Origin of the sequence: Pseudonocardia kunmingensis (genome assembly GCF_006716445.1) — a bacterium.
Taxonomy (GTDB): domain Bacteria; phylum Actinomycetota; class Actinomycetes; order Mycobacteriales; family Pseudonocardiaceae; genus Pseudonocardia; species Pseudonocardia kunmingensis.
On the sequence record NZ_VFPA01000001.1, the window covers coordinates 1232347 to 1252619 of the forward strand.

Consider the following 20273-nt stretch of genomic DNA (forward strand, 5'->3'; position numbering starts at 1 on the left):
GGTGTCAGGCCCCCTTGGCTGCCCGGAAGCCCGCCTCGAGGTCGGCCTTGAGGTCCTCGATGCCTTCCAGGCCCACCGACAGCCGCACCAGGCCGGGTGTGACGCCGGTGGCGAGCTGCTCCTCACCGGAGAGCTGGCTGTGCGTGGTGCTCGCCGGGTGGATCACCAGGCTGCGCACGTCGCCGATGTTGGCCAGGTGGCTGTGCAGCTCGAGCGCGTCGACGAACCGACGGCCGGCCTCCACGCCGCCGCGGATCTCGAACGACACCACGGCGCCGGCGCCGCGCGGCAGGTACTTCTGCCCGGCCTCGTACCAGGGGCTCGACGGCAGGCCCGCGTAGTGGACCTTCTCCACCTCGTCGCGCTGCTCGAGCCACTCGGCCAGCCCCTGCGCGTTCTGTACGTGCCGCTCGATCCGCAGCGACAGCGTCTCGATGCCCTGGATGAGCAGGAAGCTGTTCTGCGGCGAGATGGCCGGGCCGAGGTCGCGCAGCAGCTGCACCCGCAGCTTGATGATGTAGGACTGCGGCCCGAGGGCGTCCCAGTAGTTGAGGCCGTGGTAGCTCGGGTCCGGCGTCGTCAGGCCCGGGTAGCGGTCGGCGTGGTCCCCCCAGGCGAAGTTGCCGGAGTCGACCACCACGCCGCCGATCGCGGTGCCGTGCCCGCCGAGGAACTTCGTGGCCGAGTGCACGACGATGTCGGCGCCGTGCTCGAGCGGGCGCAGCAGGTAGGGCGTGGGCACCGTGTTGTCGACGACCAGCGGCACGCCTGCGGCGTGCGCGGCGTCGGCGACGGCACGGACGTCGAGCACGTTGCCGCGGGGGTTGCCCAGCGTCTCGGCGTAGAAGGCCTTCGTGTTCGGGCGGACCGCGGCGCGCCAGGCGTCGATGTCGTCGGGGTCCTCGACGAACGAGACCTCGAGGCCCATCTTCGGGAACGTGTAGTGGAACAGGTTGTAGGTGCCGCCGTAGAGCGCGGCGCTGGAGACGATGTGGTCGCCCGCCTCGGCGATGTTGAGCAGCGCGAGGGTCTGCGCGGCCTGCCCGGACGCGAACGCGACCGCCGCGATGCCGCCCTCGAGGGCGGCCACGCGCTGCTCCAGCACGTCCTGGGTGGGGTTCATGATCCGCGTATAGATGTTGCCCAGCTCGCTGAGCCCGAACAGCGCGGCGGCGTGCTCGGTGTCGCGGAAGGTGTAGGACGTGGTCTGGTAGATCGGCGTGGCGCGGGCGCCGGTGGTCGGGTCGGCGGTGGCGCCGGCGTGGACCTGCTTGGTCTCGAAGGACCAGTTCTCGGACACAGCTGTCTCCCGGGGAGGGGCGGAGTGGGACTCGGCGGTCAGCGGCCGGGACGACACATCGCGCTCGTGGTCCGCATGAAGTCGACATGCCGGCGCGTCACGAGGCGGATCACGCCCGAGACCGTAATCCGCACGTCATCCCGGCACAACCGGGCGCGCGGGCTACCCTCCCCCGCGTGCTCGTCCTGCTGCCCCCGTCCGAGACCAAGCGCGACGGCGGCGACGGCCCGCCCCTCCGGCTGGACGCGCTGTCGCACCCGGCGCTGGACGCGGTGCGGAAGGCGCTGGTCGAGGAGCTCGTCGAGCTGGCCGCCGACCCCCCGGCCAGCCGCGCGGCACTCGGCCTCTCCCCCGCGCAGGACGCCGAGATCGCCCGCAACGCGGCGCTGTGGACCGCGCCGACCCTGCCCGCCCTGCACCGCTACACCGGTGTGCTCTTCGACGCACTCGACGCGGGCTCGCTGCGAGGCGCCGCGGCCGCCCGTGCCCGGGCACGGCTGGCCGTGGGCTCGGCGCTGTTCGGGATCCTGCGCGCCGACGACCCGGTGCCGGCCTACCGCCTGTCGGCCGGCTCGGCCCTGCCCGGCCGCGGCACCCTCGCCGCGCGGTGGAAGCCCGTGCTCGAGCCCGAGCTGGCCGCGGTCGCGGCGGCGGAGCTGGTGGTGGACCTGCGCTCCGGGTCGTACGCGGCGTTGGGCCGGGTGCCGGGTGCGGTCACGGTCACCGTCCTCGCCGAGAAGCCGGACGGCACCCGCAGCGTCGTCAGCCACTTCAACAAGGCCCACAAGGGCCGGCTGGCCCGCGTGCTGGCCGGCACGAGGGCCGAGCCCACCGACGCGGCAGGGGTGGCGGCGATCGCGCGCCGCGCCGGCATGCGGGTGGAACGAGCCGCGCAGGTGCTCTCGGTCATCGTCCCCGCCTAGCACTTTGGATCCGTACTGCTGATTTCTCGCCCTGAGAACAGCAGTACGGCTCCAAGGTGCGGAATTCGGTTGCGGGGGGTGTGGGCGCGCGGGGAGAGTGCTCCCGTTCGGTGCCGGGGGTCCGGCGTGATCAGAGGGAGGTGGCCTGTGTCGATGCCTGTCCTGGACGTGGCCTGCCCCCGTCCGATCCCCGCCCCGCGCTGACCACGATCCGCGGGGCGCACACTCCACCTGGAGCCCCGCGTTGCGCGACTACGAGTCGTACTCCGAGACGTTCGAGAGCGAACGTCCCCGCAAGCCCCGTCGGCGTCGCTTCGACGACGACGCGCCCGCCGGCCGGCGACCGGCGCCGGACCTGTCCGCCCTCGACGAGCGGGAGGGCGTCGAGCCGGACGGGCCGCCGGCGGGTGACCGCTGGTCCACCTGGGACGGCGCCGAGCACGGCCCGCGTCCGCACCCGGACTGGGTCGTCACCGAGCACGCCGCGGTCGACACCGAGCTCGGCGTGATCAAGACCGGCAAGGAGGCGGACGTCCACCTCGTCGAGCGGGCCGTCCCCGGCACCCGGCGGCGCGCCCTCATGGCCGCCAAGCGCTACCGCACGGCCGAGCACCGCATGTTCCACCGCGACGCCGGCTACCTCGAGGGACGCCGCGTCCGCCGGTCCCGGGAGATGCGGGCCATGGCCAACCGCACGGCGTTCGGCCGCGACATGCTCGCCGGGCAGTGGGCGAGCGCCGAGTTCGCCGCGCTCTCCCGGCTGTGGGCCGACGGCATCGCGGTGCCCTACCCGGTCCAGTGCAGCGGCACCGAGGTGCTGCTGGAGTTCCTCGGCACCGACGACGGCGCGGCGGCGCCGCGGCTGGCCCAGCTGCGCCCCGACGAGGACGAGCTGGGTGATCTGTGGCACCAACTGGAGGACGCCCTCCTCGGGCTCGCCCGGCGGGGACTGACCCACGGCGACCTGTCCGCCTACAACCTGCTCGTGCACGACGGACGGCTGGTGCTCATCGACCTCCCGCAGGTCGTGGACGTGATCGGCAACCCGCAGGGGGCGGAGTACCTCGCCCGCGACGTCCGGCGCGTCGGCGACTGGTTCCTCGCGCGCGGCCTCGCCACCGGCCTCCCTGACGCGTTGCTCGCCGATCTGCGGGCGGAGGCGGGAATGCCACCGGACCCCGGGGCGTCTCAGGGATAGCCGCCCGGTCCGTCCGGCGTCCGGCCGGTCGCTGCCCGTAGACTCGATCAGGAGCGCCCGGCCGGATCCCCCGCCGTGGAGTGGGCGCAACCGCAGCATTCATGCAACCGCAGTACTCATCAGGGCGCAGTGCCTGCGCCCGGGGCTCGTCCTTCAGAGATCCCAGCCGCCGCCGTTCCGGGCGCTGCTTCTCCGTGCGACGTGCCACGTCCCGGAGGTCCTACTTGTCATCCCCGTCCCCCCGCCGTGCCCCGCAGTCCTCGCGCTCGGGTTTCTCGGCGGACCCGCGTTCCCGTCGCTCCGACGGCGGACGCTCCCGCTCCCCCCGCGGCCGCTCGCGCGCGCCGCAGAACCGACCCGTCGCTCCCACCCACGCCGCGCCGCCGGAGGTGCTCTGGACCGCGCCGGAGAGCGGCATGCCCTCCTTCGCCGAGCTCGGGCTGCCCGAGCCCGTCGTGCGGGCGTTGGCCCAGCGCGGTTTCTCCGAGCCGTTCCCGATCCAGGCCGCGACGCTGCCGGACACGATCGCAGGCCGTGACCTGCTCGGGCGGGGCCAGACCGGCTCGGGCAAGACGCTCGCCTTCGGCCTCGCGCTGCTGGCGCGCCTCGCCGGCGACCGGGCGCGGGCCCGCCAGCCCCGCGGGCTCGTCCTCGTCCCCACCCGCGAGCTCGCCCAGCAGGTGGACGACGCGCTGGCCCCGTTCGCGAAGGCGCTCGGCCTCACCACCGCCGTCGTCGTGGGCGGCCTGTCGTTCAACCGGCAGGTCGCCGAGCTCGCGCGGGGCGTCGACCTGCTCGTCGCCACGCCCGGCCGGCTCACCGACCACACCAACCAGCGCACGTGCGACCTGTCGCAGGTCATGATCACGGCGCTCGACGAGGCCGACCGCATGTCCGACATGGGGTTCCTGCCGCAGGTGCGGGCGATCCTCAACCTCACCCCGCCCGACGGGCAGCGGCTCCTGTTCTCCGCCACCCTCGACGGCGAGGTGGGCGCCCTGGTCCGCCAGTACCTCACCGACCCCGTCACCCGGTCCGTCGCCTCGGCCACCGCGCAGGTCGAGACGATGGACCACCACGTCCTGCTGGCGCACGCGGCGGACAAGCCCCGGATCGTCACCGAGGTCGCCGCGCGCGACGGGCGCACGATCCTGTTCTCCCGCACCAAGCACGGCGTCGACAAGCTCGTGAAGATCCTGCGCCGCGAGGGCGTCGCGGCCGGCGCCCTGCACGGCGGCAAGGCCCAGAACGCGCGCAACCGGGCGATCGCCGCGTTCAAGGACGGGAGCACCCCGGTGCTCGTGGCCACGGACGTGGCCGCGCGCGGCATCCACATCGACGACGTCAGCCTCGTCGTGCACTTCGACCCGCCCGCCGACCCGAAGGACTACCTGCACCGCGCCGGTCGCACCGCGCGGGCGGGCGACTCGGGCACCGTCGTCACGCTGGTGACGCCGGCCGAGCGGCGCGACGTCGAGCGCCTCATGCGGCTCGCGGGCGTGCGCGCACCGCAGACCGAGGTGGGCCCGGGCGCGCCGGAGCTGGCGCGGATCACGGGCGCGCGCCCGCCGTCGGGCGTTCCGGTCATCGAGCCGCCCAAGCCCGCACCCACCCCGCGGGGTACCGGCCGACGCTCCCGTGGTTCCGGCGGGCGGGGTCGCCCGGGCGCCCGCTCGGGTGGCCGGCGCAGCAGCACGGCGGCCTGACCGCGCGCGCGGGAACCCTCTCAGCCGCTCCACAGGGACGTCCTGACACTGTTCGGACGGAATTGCCCATCCCGACATCGAGGGTTCCCGTGCGCGCTCCCCGTCTCCTCGCCGCTTCGCTCGCCGTGCTGGCCGCGGCGCTGGTGGCCTGCTCCACCGATCCGAACACGACGGAAGGGTCGGCCACGCCCGCACCCGACGCGCCGCTGCCCCCCATCGAGCTGGCGGGTGACTGGCAGTGGACCCCGCAGGCCGGGCCCCTGGAGCTCGGCGTCACGCACACCCAGTACAGCCTCGACGACCACGGTCCGGCCGAGGCGCGCCGGCGCGGCATGGACATCCTCGCGAACGACAGCGCGATCTGGCAGAACCACCACCTCATGGGCTTCGGCTCCGGCAACCCGGAGCCCTCGCCCGGTGAGTACGACTGGGACACGCTCGACGCGCGGATGCAGCTGACCGAGCAGACCGGCCAGCGCAGCGTCCTCACCCTCTGCTGCGCCCCGGACTGGATGAAGGGCGGCGAGGCGGGCGAGACCGACTGGGACGAGCTCGAGAGCGACCCGGAGCCCGAGCACTACGGCGACTACGCCGCGCTGGCCGCCGAGGCGGTGCAGCGCTACCCGCAGGTGGAGCGGGTCATGGTGTGGAACGAGCTCAAGGGCTTCTGGAACCACGACGAGGGCCGCTGGAACTACGAGGGCTACACCGATCTCTACAACCAGGTCTACCGGGCCGTGAAGGACGTCCGGCCCGACGTCCTGGTCGGCGGGCCCTACGTCGTGATGATCAGCCTCGACCCCGGGTCGGAGGACGCGTCGTCGTTCGCGGGTCCGTGGGGCGTGGCCGACCAGCGCACCCTCGACGTGGTCGACTACTGGCTGCAGAACAACGTGGGTGCCGACTTCCTCGTGGTCGACGCGGCGACCGACACCCGCCAGGAGACCGTCCCGGCCCCGATGGACGGCAACCAGAAGTTCGCCGACGTGGCGCGCTGGCTGCAGGAGCGCAGCGACCTGCCGATCTGGTGGGCCGAGTTCTACCCGGAGGTCCCCGACGGCGAGAGCGACGAGGCCACCAGCCCGGCCAACGCCGCCGTCATGCTCGGCGCCGTCGCCGCCATGGCCGAGTCCGGCACCGCGGGCGCGCTGCTGTGGGGCCCGCAGGGACACAGCCTCGGGTCGGCCGCCCTGTGGACCGACGCCACCGAGGAGGACGGCGGGCAGCCGACGCCGCTGACGGCGGCCTGGCAGTTCCTGGTGCCGCACCTCGCGGCCGGGGACGTCGAGATCGGCCGGTCCCCGTCCCGACCGGACCTGCTCGCCTTCCGCGCGGACGACGGGGTCGTCGTGGCCAACCTGAGCGACGCGCCTGCCGAGCTGGCGCCGGGCGCCGAGCCGCTGCAGCCGTGGCAGATCTCGGTGGGCGGGCGCGACTCCTGACGCCGGGCTCCGCCCGGTCGTGAGTGGATACGAGTGCTGGAGCACCCGTATCCACTCACAGCCGGCGGCCTCGGCGGGCGGCCCGGCGCAGCTGCAGGATCCGCAGGCCTCCCGGGATGGCGACGAGCAGCAGCCCCGCGATGGCCGCGAGCAGCAGCGCCACGCCCGTGGGCAGGGTGCCGGACGCGGCGAAGAAGTTGATCTGGATCGGCGCGTCGTTCTGCAGGATGAAGACCAGCAGCAGGAGCAGCACCAGCGCCGAGAGGATCAGCCCCGTCCACAGCACGCCGGTGCGGGAGTGCGCGAGCTTGTCGCGGGGCTGCGGGTCCTCCCAGCCCGTGGGCGTCGGGACCGTGGGCCCCTCGGGCACGGCGGGCTCGGCCGCGGGCCGCATCGTCGGGCGGGTGGCCGGGTCGGCGCGCGGGTCCTGCGGGCCGGCGCTGCCGTGGGTCCGCGGCCCGTGGGACGCGGGGCGCGCGGTGGCGCGCGTCCGGTCCTCGCTCATCATGCCCACCTCGCTCCGCTCGGGTCCGCTCCTGCCCGGAGTATCCCGGAGGGCGCCGCCTCACGCGCGCCGTCGCGATCTCCGGTGCGCTCAGGCGCGGCGCATCGGCAGGTGGGTGACGCCGTCCCAGTCGTAGGTGTCGCCCGCCGCGCTGAAGCCGAACTCGCGGTAGAAGCCTGCGAGGTGCTCCTGCGCGTCGAGCACGCAGGGCCGGTCGCCGACCTCGGCCAGCGCCGCCTCCATCAGCTGCCGCCCCAGCCCGCGGCCCCGGACCGTCCGGGCCGTGCACAGCCGACCGATCCGGAACTCGCCCCCGGGTTCGCGCAGCACCCGGACCGTGCCCAGCACCGGCTCCGGGTGGCCGTTGCCGCCGAGCCAGAAGTGCCGGGCGCCGTCCTCGAGGTCCCGGCCGTCGAGCTCGGCGTAGGGGCAGGCCTGCTCCACCACGAAGACGTCGACGCGCACCCGGAGCAGCTCGTAGAGCGTGGCGGGCAGCAGGTCGGCCGCCCAGGACCGGTGCACGGTGGCGGTGACCGCGTCGCTTGTCATCCGGCCTGCCTACCAGATCGGGTGACCACCCGCCGGGCGCGGGCGTGCGAGGCTCGACGCGTGCTCCCGCGCCCCGTGCTCCACGCCCTGACGGCCGCCGTGACCGCGGCCGCCGCGCTGTCGCCCGGGGCCGTGGCGTCGGGAGCCGAGCGCCCACCGCTGCCGCTGCGACCTGACGGGTACGGGGTCGCCCAGCCCACGCCGCCGGATCTCGTCGACCGCAGGCTGCCGACCCGCGACCTGCTCCCACCGCCCGTCGACGGGGAGTTCGCCGCCACGGTCGCCCCCGTCCCCGACGACGTGCTCGCCCGCTCGACGTGGACCCCGGACTGCCCCGTCGCCCCCGCCGACCTGCGCTACGTCACCGTCGCCTTCCGCGGGTTCGACGGCGCGGCGCACACCGGGGAGCTGATCGTCGCCGCCCGGGTGGCCGACGACGTCGCGGCCGCGTTCCGGGAGCTGTTCGCCGCGGACTTCCCGATCGAGGAGATGCGGGTGGTCGAGGAGGCCGAGCTGACCGCACCCCCGACCGGCGACGACAACAACACCACCGCCTTCGTGTGCCGGCCCGCCGTCGGCCTGACCCGCTGGTCGGCGCACGCCCTCGGCCTCGCCGTCGACGTCAACCCGTTCCAGAACCCGTACCGCAAGGGCGACCTCGTGCTGCCCGAGCTCGCCTCGGCCTACCTGGACCGCGACCGCGACCTGCCCGGCATGATCGTCGACGGCGGGCCGGTGGTCACCGCGTTCGAGCGCATCGGCTGGGCCTGGGGCGGGCGCTGGCGCTCGCCGGTGGACCTGCACCACTTCTCCGCCACCGGCACGTAAGACCGGCACGTGGTTGCCCGCGGTGGCGTTCCGTAGCGTGGGGACGTGCACCACCACGATCTCGTCGTCATCGGCACCGGCTCGGGCAACTCGATCGTCGACGAGCGCTTCGCGCACCTCGACGTCGCGCTGGTCGAGCACGGGGTCTTCGGCGGTACCTGCCTGAACGTCGGCTGCATCCCGACGAAGATGTTCGTCTACGCCTCCGACGTCGCTGAGGTCGTCCGGACCGCGAGCCGCTACGGCGTCGACGCCACCGTCGACAAGGTGCGCTGGAGCGACATCCGCGACCGGGTCTTCGGCCGCATCGACCCGATCTCGGCGGGCGGGCGCGAGTACCGGGTGGACCGCAGCCCGAACGTCACCGTCTACGAGGGCCACGCGCGCTTCACCGGGCACAAGGAGATCGCGATCGCCCGCACCGACGGCTCCGGCACCGACGCGTTCACCGCAGACCAGGTCGTGATCGCCGCCGGCAGCAGGCCCGTCGTCCCCCCGGTGGTCACCGGCTCCGGCGTGCCGTACGAGACCTCCGACACGGTCATGCGCCTCGACGCGCTCCCCGAGCACGTCGTGATCCTGGGCAGCGGCTACATCGGCGCGGAGTTCGCGCACGTCTTCGCCTCGCTCGGGTCGCGGGTGTCGATCGTCGGGCGCAGCAGCCTGCTCCGTGGCCAGGACGAGACCGTGTGCGAGCGCTTCACCGACGTCGCGGCCCGGCGCTGGGACGTCCACCTCGGCCGCGAGGTCGAGCACGTCACCGGCGGCGCGGGTGACGTCGCGCTGCACCTGGAGGGCGGCGCCACCGTGCGCGGCGACCTCCTGCTCGTCGCCACCGGCCGCGTCCCGAACGGCGACCGCCTCGACCTGGACCGCACCGGCGTGGCGGTCCACCCCGACGGGCGGGTGATCGTCGACGACCAGCAGCGCACGGGCGTGGACGGGATCTTGGCGCTCGGCGACGTCAGCTCCGCCTACCAGCTCAAGCACGTGGCCAACCACGAGTCGAAGGTCGTGGCGCACAACCTGCTGCACCCCGACGAGCCCCGCCGCAGTGACCACCGCTTCGTGCCGGCCGCGGTCTTCACCGACCCGCAGATCGCCGCCGTCGGGCGCACCGAGGCCGAGTGCCGCGCCGGTCACCTCGACTACACCGCCGCGGTGCAGGACTACGGCGACGTCGCCTACGGCTGGGCGATGGAGGACACCACGGGCTTCTGCAAGGTGATCGCCGAGCGCGGGACCGGGCAGATCCTCGGCGCCCACGTCATGGGCGCGCAGGCGTCCACCGTGATCCAACCGCTGATCCAGGCGATGTCGTTCGGGCTCGGCGCCCGCGAGATGGCCACCGGGCAGTACTGGATCCACCCCGCGCTGCCGGAAGTGGTGGAGAACGCACTCCTGGGTCTCGACCTGTAGATCCGGCGCACAGCGGGTAAGGTGACCCTTCCTTGGATCACTCCTGGGGATCACTCGTGAGGTGCATGCCGTGACCGTTGCCGACTCTCCCACTCGACCGGCGGGAGGCGCCCGCCCGATCATCGCCGGGCGGCGGGGCCTGGCGCCGCAGATCAGCGTCTACGTCTTCGTCATACTCCCGCTGCTGGCGCTGGTCGCCACCGTCCCCATCGCCTGGGGCTGGGGACTGACGTGGCTCGACGTCGCGATCGCCGCGGTGTTCTACGTCGCGAGCGGGCTCGGCATCACCGTCGGCTACCACCGCTACTTCACCCACGGCTCGTTCAAGGCCAAGCGCCCGCTGCGGGTCGCGCTGGCCGTCGCAGGCAGCCTCGCGATGCAGGGCCCGGTGATCACCTGGGTCGCCGACCACCGCCGCCACCACGCCTTCTCCGACAAGGAGGGCGACCCGCACTCGCCGTGGCTGTTCGGGACCGGGCCGGTGGCCCTCGCCAAGGGCTTCTGGCACGCCCACACCGGCTGGCTGTTCGACCGCGACGTGACCAATCGCGAGCGCTTCACCCCGGACCTGCTCGCCGACCGCGACATCTCGCGCGTCGACCGCCTGTTCCTGCTCTGGTCGGTGCTCACGCTGCTGGTGCCCGCGGTGCTGGGCGGGCTGCTGTCCTGGTCGTGGTGGGGGGCGCTCACCGCGTTGTTCTGGGCGGGGCTGGTGCGCGTGGGGCTGCTGCACCACGTCACCTGGTCGATCAACTCGATCTGCCACATGATCGGCGACCAGCCCTTCGCCGCCCGCGACCACTCCCGCAACGTCTGGCCGCTCGCCGTGCTCAGCTTCGGCGAGTCCTGGCACAACCTGCACCACGCCGACCCCACCTGCGCCCGCCACGGCGTCCAGCGCGGGCAGGTCGACATCTCCGCCCGCGTGATCTGGGCGTTCGAGAAGCTGGGCTGGGCCCACTCCGTGCGCTGGCCCACCCAGCGGCGGCTGGCGAAGCTGGCCCGCGAGACCGGCTGACGCGAGGCAGCGGCTCCGGGTCGGCCCGTGCCATCGGCCGCGCGACTCGGGAGCTCACTGACCCCCGTCACGCCCCGGCCCGGCCGAAGATCACCGGGTGCGGTCGTGAAGCGGCGCCCGTGCGGACCTCCCACCGCAGACGCCGATCATGCCGTCGTCCACCGACATGTCCGGGCCGGCCGGCGTCAGGCCGGTCGCCTGCGGGCGAGCTCGCGGGTCTCGAGGATCTCCGCGATGCAGGCGTCGGGTTCGCCGTCGAGCGCGTGCCACGGGTAACGCAGGAGGTCCCAGTTCCCGCGGGTGAGGGCGTTGCCCTTGCGGCGGTCGGCGCGGAAGCGCTCGGCGTCCATGTGCCATGCCCAGCCGTCCACCTCGATCGCCACCCGCTCGGCCGGGAACGCCAGGTCGATGAGGTACGGACCGAAGGGGTGGCCGAGCACCCAGCCGTCGATGCCCGCCGCGCGCAACAGCCGGACCAGCAGGCGCTCGGCTTCGGAGTCGGCCCGATCGGCCGCTGACACCAACATCCGGTGCATGGCTGCCGAGCCCTGCCGGCCGATCGTCCGGCAGTAGCTGCGGTACACCGCGGGGAAGCGGACGTGCCGTTGCAGCGCGCGGTCCAGGAACACCGAGCCACGCGGGACGGCGATCGCCGTCTCCAGCGCCGCGAGCGGTGGGGTGGCCACGGCGACGCCGCGGTGCTCGACCAGGTCGGCGGCGGGGAGGTCGCGGCGGCGGAGCGCCACGCCCGGCCGCGGCGATCGATGCATCGCGCGCGGCAGCGTCAGCTCCACCGCGCCGGGAGCGCGGTCGAGCATGCCGTGCCAGAACGCGGCCGCGGGCCCCGTCACGGCCGCGCCGGCCGCCCGCCCCCACAACGACGCCGCCCGCACCCGTGCCTCGTCCGTGAGCCGGTGCCCACCGACCAGGTACACGCAGGGGTGCAGCTCGCGCCACACCCCGGCCCGCACCCGGCGCCGCACCGTGTCGGCGGACAGGCCGCAGGCGAGCGCCTGCGCCCGCGTGACGACGCCGGCCTGCCGGACGAGGACGCGTTCGAGGCTCACGGACCGTGAGCATCCCCGTCGCCGCTCCTCCCCGGGCCCGTTCCGCAGAAGTCGGCAGCATGATCTGCGCCTGCGGTTGCAGAACCGCACCGGCGCGCCCCTGCAACCGCACTCGGCGATCACCCCTCCCGCCCTGACTTCGAGAAGTACGTCAGCGCTGCGCCGACAGCGCTCCTGTACCGCTCGGAACGATCACCGTGCGGTCGCGGGGCAGCTCGCCGCGGCGCCGGCTGACCCGGGCCGGCTCGCGGGACCGGCCGGCTCAGCTCGCCGGTCGCTCGTCCCGGGCGTCCGCGGCCGGGCGGGCCGGGTCGTACGGGGCCGAGGGCGGGGTCTCGCCGCGGATCTCCCCGACCAGCCGCGTGACGTCGGCCATGATCGCGGCGGTGGCGCCGTCGAGGGCGGTGCGGGTGCGACGGCCGTCGGCCCAGGCCGAGAGGTCGACGGGCGGGCCGGCGACGACCGTGACCCGCTTCCGGGGGAACAGCCGCGGGCGGCCGCTCGAGGGCGGGAGGACGTCCTGCGTGCCCCAGTTCGCCACCGGGATGACCGGGGCACCGGTGATCAGCGCGATCCGTCCGATCCCGTTCTTCGCCTTCATCGGCCAGCCGTCGGGGTCGGCGGTGTAGGTGCCCTCGGGGTAGAAGGCCACGATCTCGCCGCGTTGGATCGCCGCGACCGCGTCCTTGTAGGCGTCGGCCGCGCGGGACGACGCGCGGTAGACCGGGATGTGCTTGCCGCCGCCGAGCACGGAGCGGACCACCGGGGTGCCCCACAGCTCCGACTTCGCGAGGAAGCGGGGCATCCGCCCGTGCGAGATCGTGAACGCCACGTCGAAGATCGGGTCGGAGAACGACACGTGGTTGATGGCGAGCAGGGCGCCGCCGGTGCGGGGCAGGTATTCGCCCCCGCGCCAGGCGATCCGGGTGCCGAACATCGCGAACGGCCAGATCAGCGCGATCGCGAGCCCGTACCAGAACCCCGAGTCGCGCCAGCGCCGCGTGACCGTGAGCCGCAGCTTCTGCCACTCCGAGAGCGGCCGCACCGCGGCCGGCGCCGGGCTCCCCTGCGTCGGGCTCCCCTGGGTCACTGCGTTCTCCTCGCACTCGTCACCGGACCCCAGGATCATCGCACCCGGGCCCGCTCGTGCGGTGCCGGCCGCTGCGGGTGCGAGCGCTGTGACGTCGGTCCCACGCCCCGAACCGCCCGGGTGCGCCGGGCAGAACACCGGACGACACCCCGTCCCGCGTGAGGTTCCCCGTTGCCCCTTCCCCGGCTCGATCCGATCCCACCCCGTCCCGACGTTCCGCCTCCCGGCGTGGTGCTCCTGCTGCACGGCGGGCGCTCGCGCAGCACCGAGAGCGGTGAACGCAGCCGGTTGACGCGGCTGCGGATGCTGCCGTTCGCGCGCGGGCTCGCCACCGCCGGGGCCGCCACGTACCTGCTGCGCTACCGGTACCGCGGCTGGAACGCCCCGCGCAAGGACCCGGTGCAGGACGCGCGGTGGGCGCTGGCCGAGATCGCGGCGCGGCACCCCGGTGCCCCCGCCGTGCTGGTCGGGCACTCGATGGGCGGCCGGGCCGCCCTCGCGGTGGCGGGCACGCCCGGCGTCACCGCGGTCTGCGCCCTCGCGCCGTGGCTCGACGCCTCGGACCCGGTCGACCAGCTCGCCGGCCGGACGGTCCTCATCGCGCACGGCGACCGGGAGCGCTACACCGACCCGCGGGAGTCCTACGCGTACGCGGTGCGGGCGAAGCGCGTGACCGACCGCGTGGCCCGCTTCGACGTGCACGGCGCCGGCCACTCCATGCTCGCCCGCGCCCGCGACTGGCACGCGCTGGTGCGCGGGTTCGTCCTCGGCGAGCTCGGGATCGAACCCGCGGACCCGCTGATCACGAACGCCCTGCGACGACCGAGCCCCGAGGGCCTGTCCGTGGCCCTCCCCCGGAACGGAGCCGACCGATGACGAGCCGCCCCACCGCCGCCGTGATCGGCGCCGGGGTCGCCGGCCTGACCGCCGCGCACCTGCTGCAGCGCCGCTACGACGTCACCCTCTTCGAGGCCGACCACCGGCTCGGCGGGCACGCGCACACGCACGAGGTGGTGAGCTCCGACGGCGGCACCGCGCGCGTCGACAGCGGGTTCATCGTGCACAACGAGCGCACCTACCCGACCTTGCTGCGCCTGTTCGCCGAGCTCGGCGTCGCGACGCAGGAGTCGGACATGTCGATGAGCGTGCGCTGTGAGGGCTGCGGGCTGGAGTACGCCGGGGGACGCCGGCTCGGCGGGCTGTTCCCGCAGGCGTCGAACCTGGCCCGGCCCGCCTACCTGCGGATGCTCGCGGAGGTGCTGCGCTTCCACCGGCACGCCCGCCGGGTGCTCGCCGACGAGCGCGCGGGCGACGTCACGCTCGGCGCGTTCCTCGCGATCGGCGGCTACTCGCGCTACTTCGTGGAGCACTTCGTGCTGCCCGTCGTCAGCGCCGTCTGGTCGGCGGGCGAGACGGTGTCGTCCGCCTACCCGGCGCGCTACCTGTTCACGTTCCTGCACCACCACGGCCTGCTGGCGGTCGGCGGGTCGCCGCGGTGGCGCACGGTCGTGGGCGGCTCGCAGCGCTACGTGGAGCGCGTCGTGAAGGACCTGACCGCGGTGCACGTGGCCACGCCGGTGCGCGCGGTGCGGCGCGCGGGTGACGGCGCCGAGGTCCGCGACGGGGCCGGCGGGGCGCACCGCGTCGACCGGGTGGTCGTGGCCACCCACCCGGACCAGGCCCTCGCGCTCCTCGCGGAGCCGACGGCGGCACAGCGCGAGGTGCTGGGCGCGTTCACCTACTCGCGCAACACCACCTGGCTGCACTCCGACACCGGCGTGCTGCCGCGGCGGCCGCGGGCGCGCGCCTCGTGGAACTACCTCAAGCCCTCCTGCTCGTCGACCGACGCCCCGGTGCTGGTCAGCTACGACGTGAACCGGCTGCAGAGGCTCGTGGAACCCGACGACTACGTGGTGACGCTCGGCGGGCAGCAGCGGGTCGACCCGGAGCGGGTGATCGCGCGGATGGTCTACGAGCACCCGGTCTACACGCCGGAGTCGGTGGCCGCGCAGCGGCGGCTGCCCGCCCTGAACGACGGCGTCCTCGCCTTCGCCGGCGCCTACCACGGCTGGGGCTTCCACGAGGACGGCGCCGCGGCCGGCGTCCGCGCCGCGGAGTCGCTCGGAGCGGGATGGTGACCGCGGACCCCCGCGGCGCGGCCCTCTACGACGTCGAGGTCCGCCACGTGCGCCGGCAGCGGGTGCACCGGGCGTTCTCCCACCGCGCCTACTACTGGCTGGTCGACCTCGACGCGCTCCCGCGGCTGCCCCGCCCGCTGCGCCCGTTCGCGCGGTTCCGCGCGCGGGACCACCTCGGGGTGCCCCACCGCTCGATCCGGGAGAACCTCGACGCCTGGCTCGCGGGCCAGGGCGTGGACCTGCGCGGCGGGCGGGTGCTGATGCTCGCGAACGCCCGGGTGCTCGGCCACGTGTTCAACCCGATCACGGTGTACTGGTGCCACGACGCCGCGGGCGCGCTCGCGTGCGTGGTGGCCGAGGTGCACAACACCTACGGCGGGCGGCACTGCTACCTGCTGCGTCCCGACGGCTCCGGTCGCGCCCGCGCCGTGAAGGACTTCTACGTGTCCCCGTTCCTCGCGGTGGAGGGCGAGTACGCGATGCGGCTGCCGGTGCCCGGCGAGCGGCTCGCGCTGGCCGTGACCCTGCACCAGCAGGACGAGACCGCCTTCACCGCCACCGTGACGGGCACGCGTCGCCGGGTCACCCCCGCGGCGCTCGCGCGCCTGCTGGTGCGCCACCCGCTCGTCACCCACCGCACCACGGCGCTGATCCGCGGCCACGGCACCGCGCTGTGGCTGCGCGGGCTCCCCGTGGTCCCCCGGCCCGTGCACACCCCGCAGGAGGGCGTCCAGTGACCACGTCGATGAGCAGCCCCGTCGCGCCCGTGCCCCCGGTCCCCCGGCCCGCCGAGGGCGTCTGGCCCGGCCTCGCCACGCCGCCGCACGCGCCGCTGAAGGCCCGGATCGCCGAGGCGCTGTTCCGGCGCGCGGTGCGCGCGCTGCCGGTGCGCGTGGTGTTCCCCGGCGGGGAGCGGATCGGGGCAGGCGGCCCGGACTCACCGGTGATGCGCATCGTGGCGCCCGAGGCGTTCTTCCACCGCCTCGGCGCCGGTTCGAAGATCGGGTTCGGCGAGGCCTACATGGTCGGCGACTGGACGTCCCACCGCCCGGCGGACCTGCTCACGCCGTTCGCGGCCCAGCTGTCGACGCTGATCCCGCCCGCCCTGCAACGGGCGTTCCGCCGGGTCGCGGAGGCCCGCAAGCCGGCCGTCGAGGCGAACACGCTCGACGGGTCGCGGGAGAACATCCACCGCCACTACGACCTGTCCAACGCGCTGTTCGCCACGTTCCTCGACGAGACCATGTCCTACTCCTCGGCCTGGTTCGCCGACGGCGGCGACGACCTCGCCGCGGCGCAGCTGCGCAAGATCGACGGCGTGCTCGACATGGCGGGCGTCCGCGCGGGGCAGCACGTGCTGGAGATCGGCACCGGCTGGGGCGCACTCGCGATCCGGGCCGCGCAGCGCGGTGCGCGCGTCACCACCCTCACGATCTCCGCGGAACAGGCGCGGCTGGCCGAGGAGAGGATCGCCGCGGCGGGTGTGTCCGACCGGGTGCAGGTGCTGCTGCGCGACTACCGCGAGGCGCAGGGCGGCTACGACGCCGTGGTCAGCGTCGAGATGGTCGAGGCCGTCGGGGTCCGCTACTGGCCCACCTACTTCGCCGCGCTGGACCGGCTGCTGCGCCCGGGCGGGCGCGTCGGTCTGCAGGCGATCACGATGCCGCACGACCGGATGCTCGTCTCGGCCGACGACTACACCTGGATCTCCAAGTACGTCTTCCCCGGCGGCGTGATCCCGTCGGTCGAGGCGATCGAGCAGAACCTGCGCGACCACACCGGGCTGCGGATCGTCGAGCGCCGCAGCCTCGGCCCGGACTACGCCCGCACCCTCGCGCACTGGCGCCACACCTTCCTCGACCGCTGGGACGAGGTCGCCGCGCTCGGGTTCGACGAGACCTTCCGCCGGATGTGGGAGTTCTACCTCGCCTACTGCGAGGCCGGGTTCCGCGTCGGCTACCTCGACGTCTTCCAGTTCTCGTTCCAGCGCCGCTAGGAGTGCCCGTGCCCGTCGCCCCGCAGCTCGCCGCCCTTGTCGAGGGCGTCCTCGGCGCCCCGTTGCCCGTCCGGATCCGCGCGTGGGACGGCTCGGAGGCCGGCGCCGCCGACGGCCCGGTCGCCGTGCTGCGCCACCGCCGCGCGCTGCGCCGCCTGCTGTGGAACCCCGGTGAGCTGGGCCTGGCCCGCGCGTTCGTCGCCGGCGAGCTGGACGTGGAGGGCGACCTCGCCGAGGGCCTGTCCCGGTTCTGGCGGCTCGCCCGCGAGCACGGCCCGTCCGGCGTGCGACCGACCCGGTCGGACGCGCTCGCCGCGGCCCGGCTCGCGGCGCGCTTCGGGGTGCTCGGCCCGCGTCCGCACCCGCCCGCGTCCGAGGCCCGGCTGGGCGGCGGCCTGCACACCCGCCGCCGCGACCGCGCCGCGATCGCGCACCACTACGACCTGTCCAACGAGTTCTACGCGTTCCTGCTGGACCCGCGGATGGCGTACTCGTGCGGCTACTGGACGCGGCCCGCGTCGCCGTCCTACGGGCTGGCCGACGCCCAGCGCGACAAGTTGGACCTGATCTGCCGCAAGCTCGGGCTGCGGCCCGGGATGCGGCTGCTCGACGTCGGGTGCGGGTGGGCGTCGCTGCTGGTGCACGCCGCGCAGCACCACGGCGTGACGGCCGTCGGCGTCACGCTCTCGGCGCAGCAGCGCGCGTTCGGACTGGCCAGGGTGCGGGAGCTCGGGCTCGACGACCGCGTCGAGATCCGGCTGCAGGACTACCGGGAGATCGACGACCCGCCGTTCGACGCCGTCGCGTCGATCGAGATGGGCGAGCACGTCGGCGAGGACAACTACCCGGTCTACGCCCGGCAGCTGCACCGGCTGCTCGTGCCGCGGGGCCGGCTGCTGCTGCAGCAGATGTCGCGCGGCGCGGCGGGCACCAACTCCGCGCCCGGCGGGGGCGCGTTCATGGAGCGCTACGTCGCCCCGGACATGTTCATGCGTCCGCTGGGATCCACGCTCGACCTGCTGGAGGCGGCCGGTCTGGAGGTCGTCGACGTGCACGCGCTGCGCGAGCACTACGTCCACACCGTCCGCCCGTGGCTCGACACGCTGCAGGACCGCCGGGACGAGGCCGTGGCGCTGGTCGGCGAGGAGCAGTACCGCATCTGGCGGCTCTACCTCGCCGGCGCCGCGCTCGCGTTCGAGGAGAACCGGATGGGCGTGCACCAGGTCCTGATGGTCCGTCCCGACGCCGAGGGCCGCTCCGGCCTGCCCCGCGCGCGACGCGACGTGGTGGGCGTCGACCCGGCGGCCGACCACGCCGCCGCCGGCAACGGCTCGGTGCGCGACGTGCTCACGGCTGCGCCACGATGATCGCCGTGCTGACGAACCTCGCCGTGACGGCCGTCGTCGTCGTGGTGCTGTTCACGGGCGCGCTGCTGCTGGCCCTGCGCCGCGACGGGGGACGGGGCCGCCACGACGGCGTCGACGTCCTGTGGGGCGCCGGGTTCGCGGTGATCGCGGTCGTCACGCTGCTGCTGTCCGACGGCGACGCCTGGCGGCGCTGGCTCATCACCGTGCTCACCTGCGTGTGGGGCCTGCGCCTCGCCTGGCACATCGGGCGCCGCAACCGCGGCCGCGACGAGGACCCGCGCTACCGCGACATCCTCGCCCGCGCGCCCGGCCACCCCGTCGCGCACCTGGTCCGGAAGGTCTACCTCCCGCAGGCCGTGGTCATGTGGGTCGTCTCGCTGCCGGTGCAGCTGGGCCAGTACGGCACGGCGGGCGGCGCCCCCGCGATCGTCCTGGCGGTGCTCGGCGTGGCGCTGTGGCTGCTCGGGTTCGCCTTCGAGACCGTCGGCGACGCGCAGCTCGCCGCGTTCACCGCCGACCCGGCCAACCGCCGGCGCGTGATGGACCGCGGCCTGTGGCGCTACACCCGCCACCCGAACTACTTCGGCGACGCCGCCGTCTGGTGGGGCCTCACCGCCCTCGCCCTGCACCACCCCGCGGGCCTGGCCGGGCTGGTGAGCGCCGCGCTGATGACGTGGCTGCTCACCCGCGGCACCGGCGCGACGCTGCTGGAGTCCACGATCGGCGAGCGCAGGCCCGGCTACGCCGAGTACGTCCGGCGCACGAGCGGCTTCCTGCCGCTCCCCCCTTCCCGAAAGGTTTCCCATGAAGACCGGTGACCACGTCGAGGACTTCGAGCTGCCGGACGAGACGGGCACGCCACGCCGGCTGAGCAGCCTGCTCGCGGACGGCCCGGTCGTGCTCTTCTTCTACCCGATCGCCTCCAGCGGTGGCTGCACGCAGGAGGCCTGCCACTTCCGCGACCTGGCCGCCGAGTTCGCCGCCGTCGGCGCCCGGCCGGTGGGGATCAGCAGCGACGCGGTCGCGGAGCAGCACGCGTTCGCCACGGCCCACATCCTCGGCTACCCGCTGCTGTCCGACGACGGCAACCGCGTGGCGAGGCACCTCGGGGCCTACCGCTGGTTCCTGCCCGGCGGCCTGCACACTCGGCGCATGACATTCGTGATCGACACGGACCGCCGGATCCGCCACGTGGTGGCGAACGAGCGGTCGATGACGGCGCACGCCGACGCGGCGCTCGAGGCGCTGCGGACGGGGCAGGCGGCGTGACCGGCGACGAGCAGGCGACCATCAGCGGACGCACGGTCTCGGCCGCCACGGTCGTCGCCGCGCCGCCGGAGGAGGTGTTCGCGCTGCTCGCGAACCCGCACCGGCACCACGAGTTCGACGGCTCCGGCACGGTCCGCGGCGCCGTCTCCGGGCCGGAGCGGCTCGCGCTCGGCGACCGCTTCGGCATGAGCATGAAGATCAAGCTGCCGTACCGGATCACGAACCGGGTGGTGGAGCTCGAGCCGGACCGCCGCATCGGGTGGTGCCACGCCGCCAAGGCGGTCTGGCGCTACGAGCTCGAGCCGGTGCCCGGCGGCACCCGGGTCACCGAGACGTTCGACTACACCGCCTCCCCGGTGGCGAAGGGCATGGAGCTGCTCGGCTTCCCGAAGGGCAACGCGAAGTCGATCAGGGACACGCTGCGCAGGCTCCGCGAGATCTTCGGAACCCCTTGACCC

The 20273-nt window shown here is 74.4% G+C and carries 20 protein-coding genes; 15 read left to right on the plus strand and 5 right to left on the minus strand.

Annotated features, from left to right (window positions below; all coding sequences use genetic code 11):
* Window positions 1-4 precede the first annotated feature (4 nt).
* Window positions 5-1300, minus strand: a complete 1296-nt coding sequence (locus FB558_RS05885; protein WP_211366122.1) for a bifunctional o-acetylhomoserine/o-acetylserine sulfhydrylase — start codon at window positions 1298-1300, stop codon at window positions 5-7.
* A 176-nt stretch (window positions 1301-1476) separates the two neighbouring features.
* Here FB558_RS05885 and yaaA point away from each other — a divergent pair, with 176 nt between their 5' ends.
* The 4 genes from yaaA to FB558_RS05905 all read left to right on the plus strand — a co-directional run bounded on the left by yaaA (window position 1477) and on the right by FB558_RS05905 (window position 6569).
* Entirely contained in the window at window positions 1477-2223 is a 747-nt protein-coding gene (gene yaaA / locus FB558_RS05890) for a peroxide stress protein YaaA (protein WP_142048856.1), read from the plus strand.
* A gap of 244 nt (window positions 2224-2467) precedes the next feature.
* Window positions 2468-3421, plus strand: a complete 954-nt coding sequence (locus tag FB558_RS05895) for a serine protein kinase RIO (protein ID WP_211366125.1) — start codon at window positions 2468-2470, stop codon at window positions 3419-3421.
* 416 nt (window positions 3422-3837) lie between these two features.
* Window positions 3838-5127, plus strand: coding sequence for a DEAD/DEAH box helicase (locus FB558_RS05900; RefSeq protein WP_246106266.1), 1290 nt, complete (start codon window positions 3838-3840; stop codon window positions 5125-5127).
* A gap of 89 nt (window positions 5128-5216) precedes the next feature.
* Window positions 5217-6569: a glycoside hydrolase family protein gene (locus FB558_RS05905; protein WP_142048860.1), complete on the plus strand. Its 1353-nt coding sequence runs from the start codon at window positions 5217-5219 to the stop codon at window positions 6567-6569.
* 55 nt (window positions 6570-6624) lie between these two features.
* Here FB558_RS05905 and FB558_RS05910 read toward each other — a convergent pair whose 3' ends face one another.
* Both FB558_RS05910 and FB558_RS05915 read right to left on the minus strand, forming a co-directional pair.
* Window positions 6625-7074: a lipopolysaccharide assembly protein LapA domain-containing protein gene (locus tag FB558_RS05910; protein WP_246106267.1), complete on the minus strand. Its 450-nt coding sequence runs from the start codon at window positions 7072-7074 to the stop codon at window positions 6625-6627.
* A gap of 90 nt (window positions 7075-7164) precedes the next feature.
* Window positions 7165-7623, minus strand: a complete 459-nt coding sequence (locus FB558_RS05915) for a GNAT family N-acetyltransferase (protein ID WP_142048862.1) — start codon at window positions 7621-7623, stop codon at window positions 7165-7167.
* A gap of 60 nt (window positions 7624-7683) precedes the next feature.
* On the opposite strand from FB558_RS05915, the gene FB558_RS05920 reads away from it, so the two are divergent.
* The 3 genes from FB558_RS05920 (at window position 7684) to FB558_RS05930 (ending at window position 10888) form a co-directional block, all read left to right on the plus strand.
* Entirely contained in the window at window positions 7684-8451 is a 768-nt protein-coding gene (locus FB558_RS05920; protein WP_425467971.1) for a M15 family metallopeptidase, read from the plus strand.
* Between the two features lie 45 nt (window positions 8452-8496).
* The gene (locus tag FB558_RS05925; protein ID WP_142048864.1) at window positions 8497-9870 is read left to right on the plus strand and encodes a mycothione reductase; all 1374 of its coding nucleotides are present in this window, start codon (window positions 8497-8499) and stop codon (window positions 9868-9870) included.
* Between the two features lie 70 nt (window positions 9871-9940).
* Entirely contained in the window at window positions 9941-10888 is a 948-nt protein-coding gene (locus FB558_RS05930) for an acyl-CoA desaturase (RefSeq protein ID WP_142048866.1), read from the plus strand.
* A 185-nt stretch (window positions 10889-11073) separates the two neighbouring features.
* On the opposite strand, the gene FB558_RS05935 is transcribed toward FB558_RS05930, so the two are convergent.
* Together FB558_RS05935 and FB558_RS05940 are read right to left on the minus strand one after the other, a co-directional pair.
* The gene (locus tag FB558_RS05935; protein ID WP_142048868.1) at window positions 11074-11955 is read right to left on the minus strand and encodes a type IV toxin-antitoxin system AbiEi family antitoxin domain-containing protein; all 882 of its coding nucleotides are present in this window, start codon (window positions 11953-11955) and stop codon (window positions 11074-11076) included.
* Window positions 11956-12217: 262 nt separating this feature from the next.
* Window positions 12218-13045, minus strand: coding sequence for a lysophospholipid acyltransferase family protein (locus FB558_RS05940; protein ID WP_246106268.1), 828 nt, complete (start codon window positions 13043-13045; stop codon window positions 12218-12220).
* Between the two features lie 171 nt (window positions 13046-13216).
* Here FB558_RS05940 and FB558_RS05945 point away from each other — a divergent pair, with 171 nt between their 5' ends.
* The 8 genes from FB558_RS05945 to FB558_RS05980 are packed head-to-tail and all read left to right on the plus strand — an operon-like array spanning window position 13217 to window position 20270.
* Window positions 13217-13921 (plus strand): alpha/beta hydrolase, encoded by a 705-nt coding sequence (locus FB558_RS05945; RefSeq protein WP_142048872.1) that lies wholly within the window; start codon window positions 13217-13219, stop codon window positions 13919-13921.
* Window positions 13918-15183, plus strand: a complete 1266-nt coding sequence (locus FB558_RS05950) for an NAD(P)/FAD-dependent oxidoreductase (RefSeq protein ID WP_142048874.1) — start codon at window positions 13918-13920, stop codon at window positions 15181-15183. The genes FB558_RS05945 and FB558_RS05950 overlap by 4 nt, the downstream gene beginning before the upstream one ends.
* The gene (locus FB558_RS05955; protein WP_142048876.1) at window positions 15177-15920 is read left to right on the plus strand and encodes a DUF1365 domain-containing protein; all 744 of its coding nucleotides are present in this window, start codon (window positions 15177-15179) and stop codon (window positions 15918-15920) included. Before FB558_RS05950 ends, FB558_RS05955 begins: the two co-directional genes overlap by 7 nt.
* A gap of 8 nt (window positions 15921-15928) precedes the next feature.
* Window positions 15929-17179, plus strand: coding sequence for an SAM-dependent methyltransferase (locus FB558_RS05960; RefSeq protein ID WP_142048878.1), 1251 nt, complete (start codon window positions 15929-15931; stop codon window positions 17177-17179).
* 2 nt (window positions 17180-17181) lie between these two features.
* Entirely contained in the window at window positions 17182-18546 is a 1365-nt protein-coding gene (locus FB558_RS05965) for an SAM-dependent methyltransferase (protein WP_142048880.1), read from the plus strand.
* Window positions 18543-19364, plus strand: a complete 822-nt coding sequence (locus FB558_RS05970) for a DUF1295 domain-containing protein (RefSeq protein WP_142048882.1) — start codon at window positions 18543-18545, stop codon at window positions 19362-19364. The genes FB558_RS05965 and FB558_RS05970 overlap by 4 nt, the downstream gene beginning before the upstream one ends.
* Window positions 19351-19815, plus strand: a complete 465-nt coding sequence (locus tag FB558_RS05975) for a peroxiredoxin (RefSeq protein ID WP_142048884.1) — start codon at window positions 19351-19353, stop codon at window positions 19813-19815. The genes FB558_RS05970 and FB558_RS05975 overlap by 14 nt, the downstream gene beginning before the upstream one ends.
* Window positions 19812-20270, plus strand: coding sequence for an SRPBCC family protein (locus FB558_RS05980; protein WP_246106269.1), 459 nt, complete (start codon window positions 19812-19814; stop codon window positions 20268-20270). Before FB558_RS05975 ends, FB558_RS05980 begins: the two co-directional genes overlap by 4 nt.
* Window positions 20271-20273: the final 3 nt, after the last annotated feature.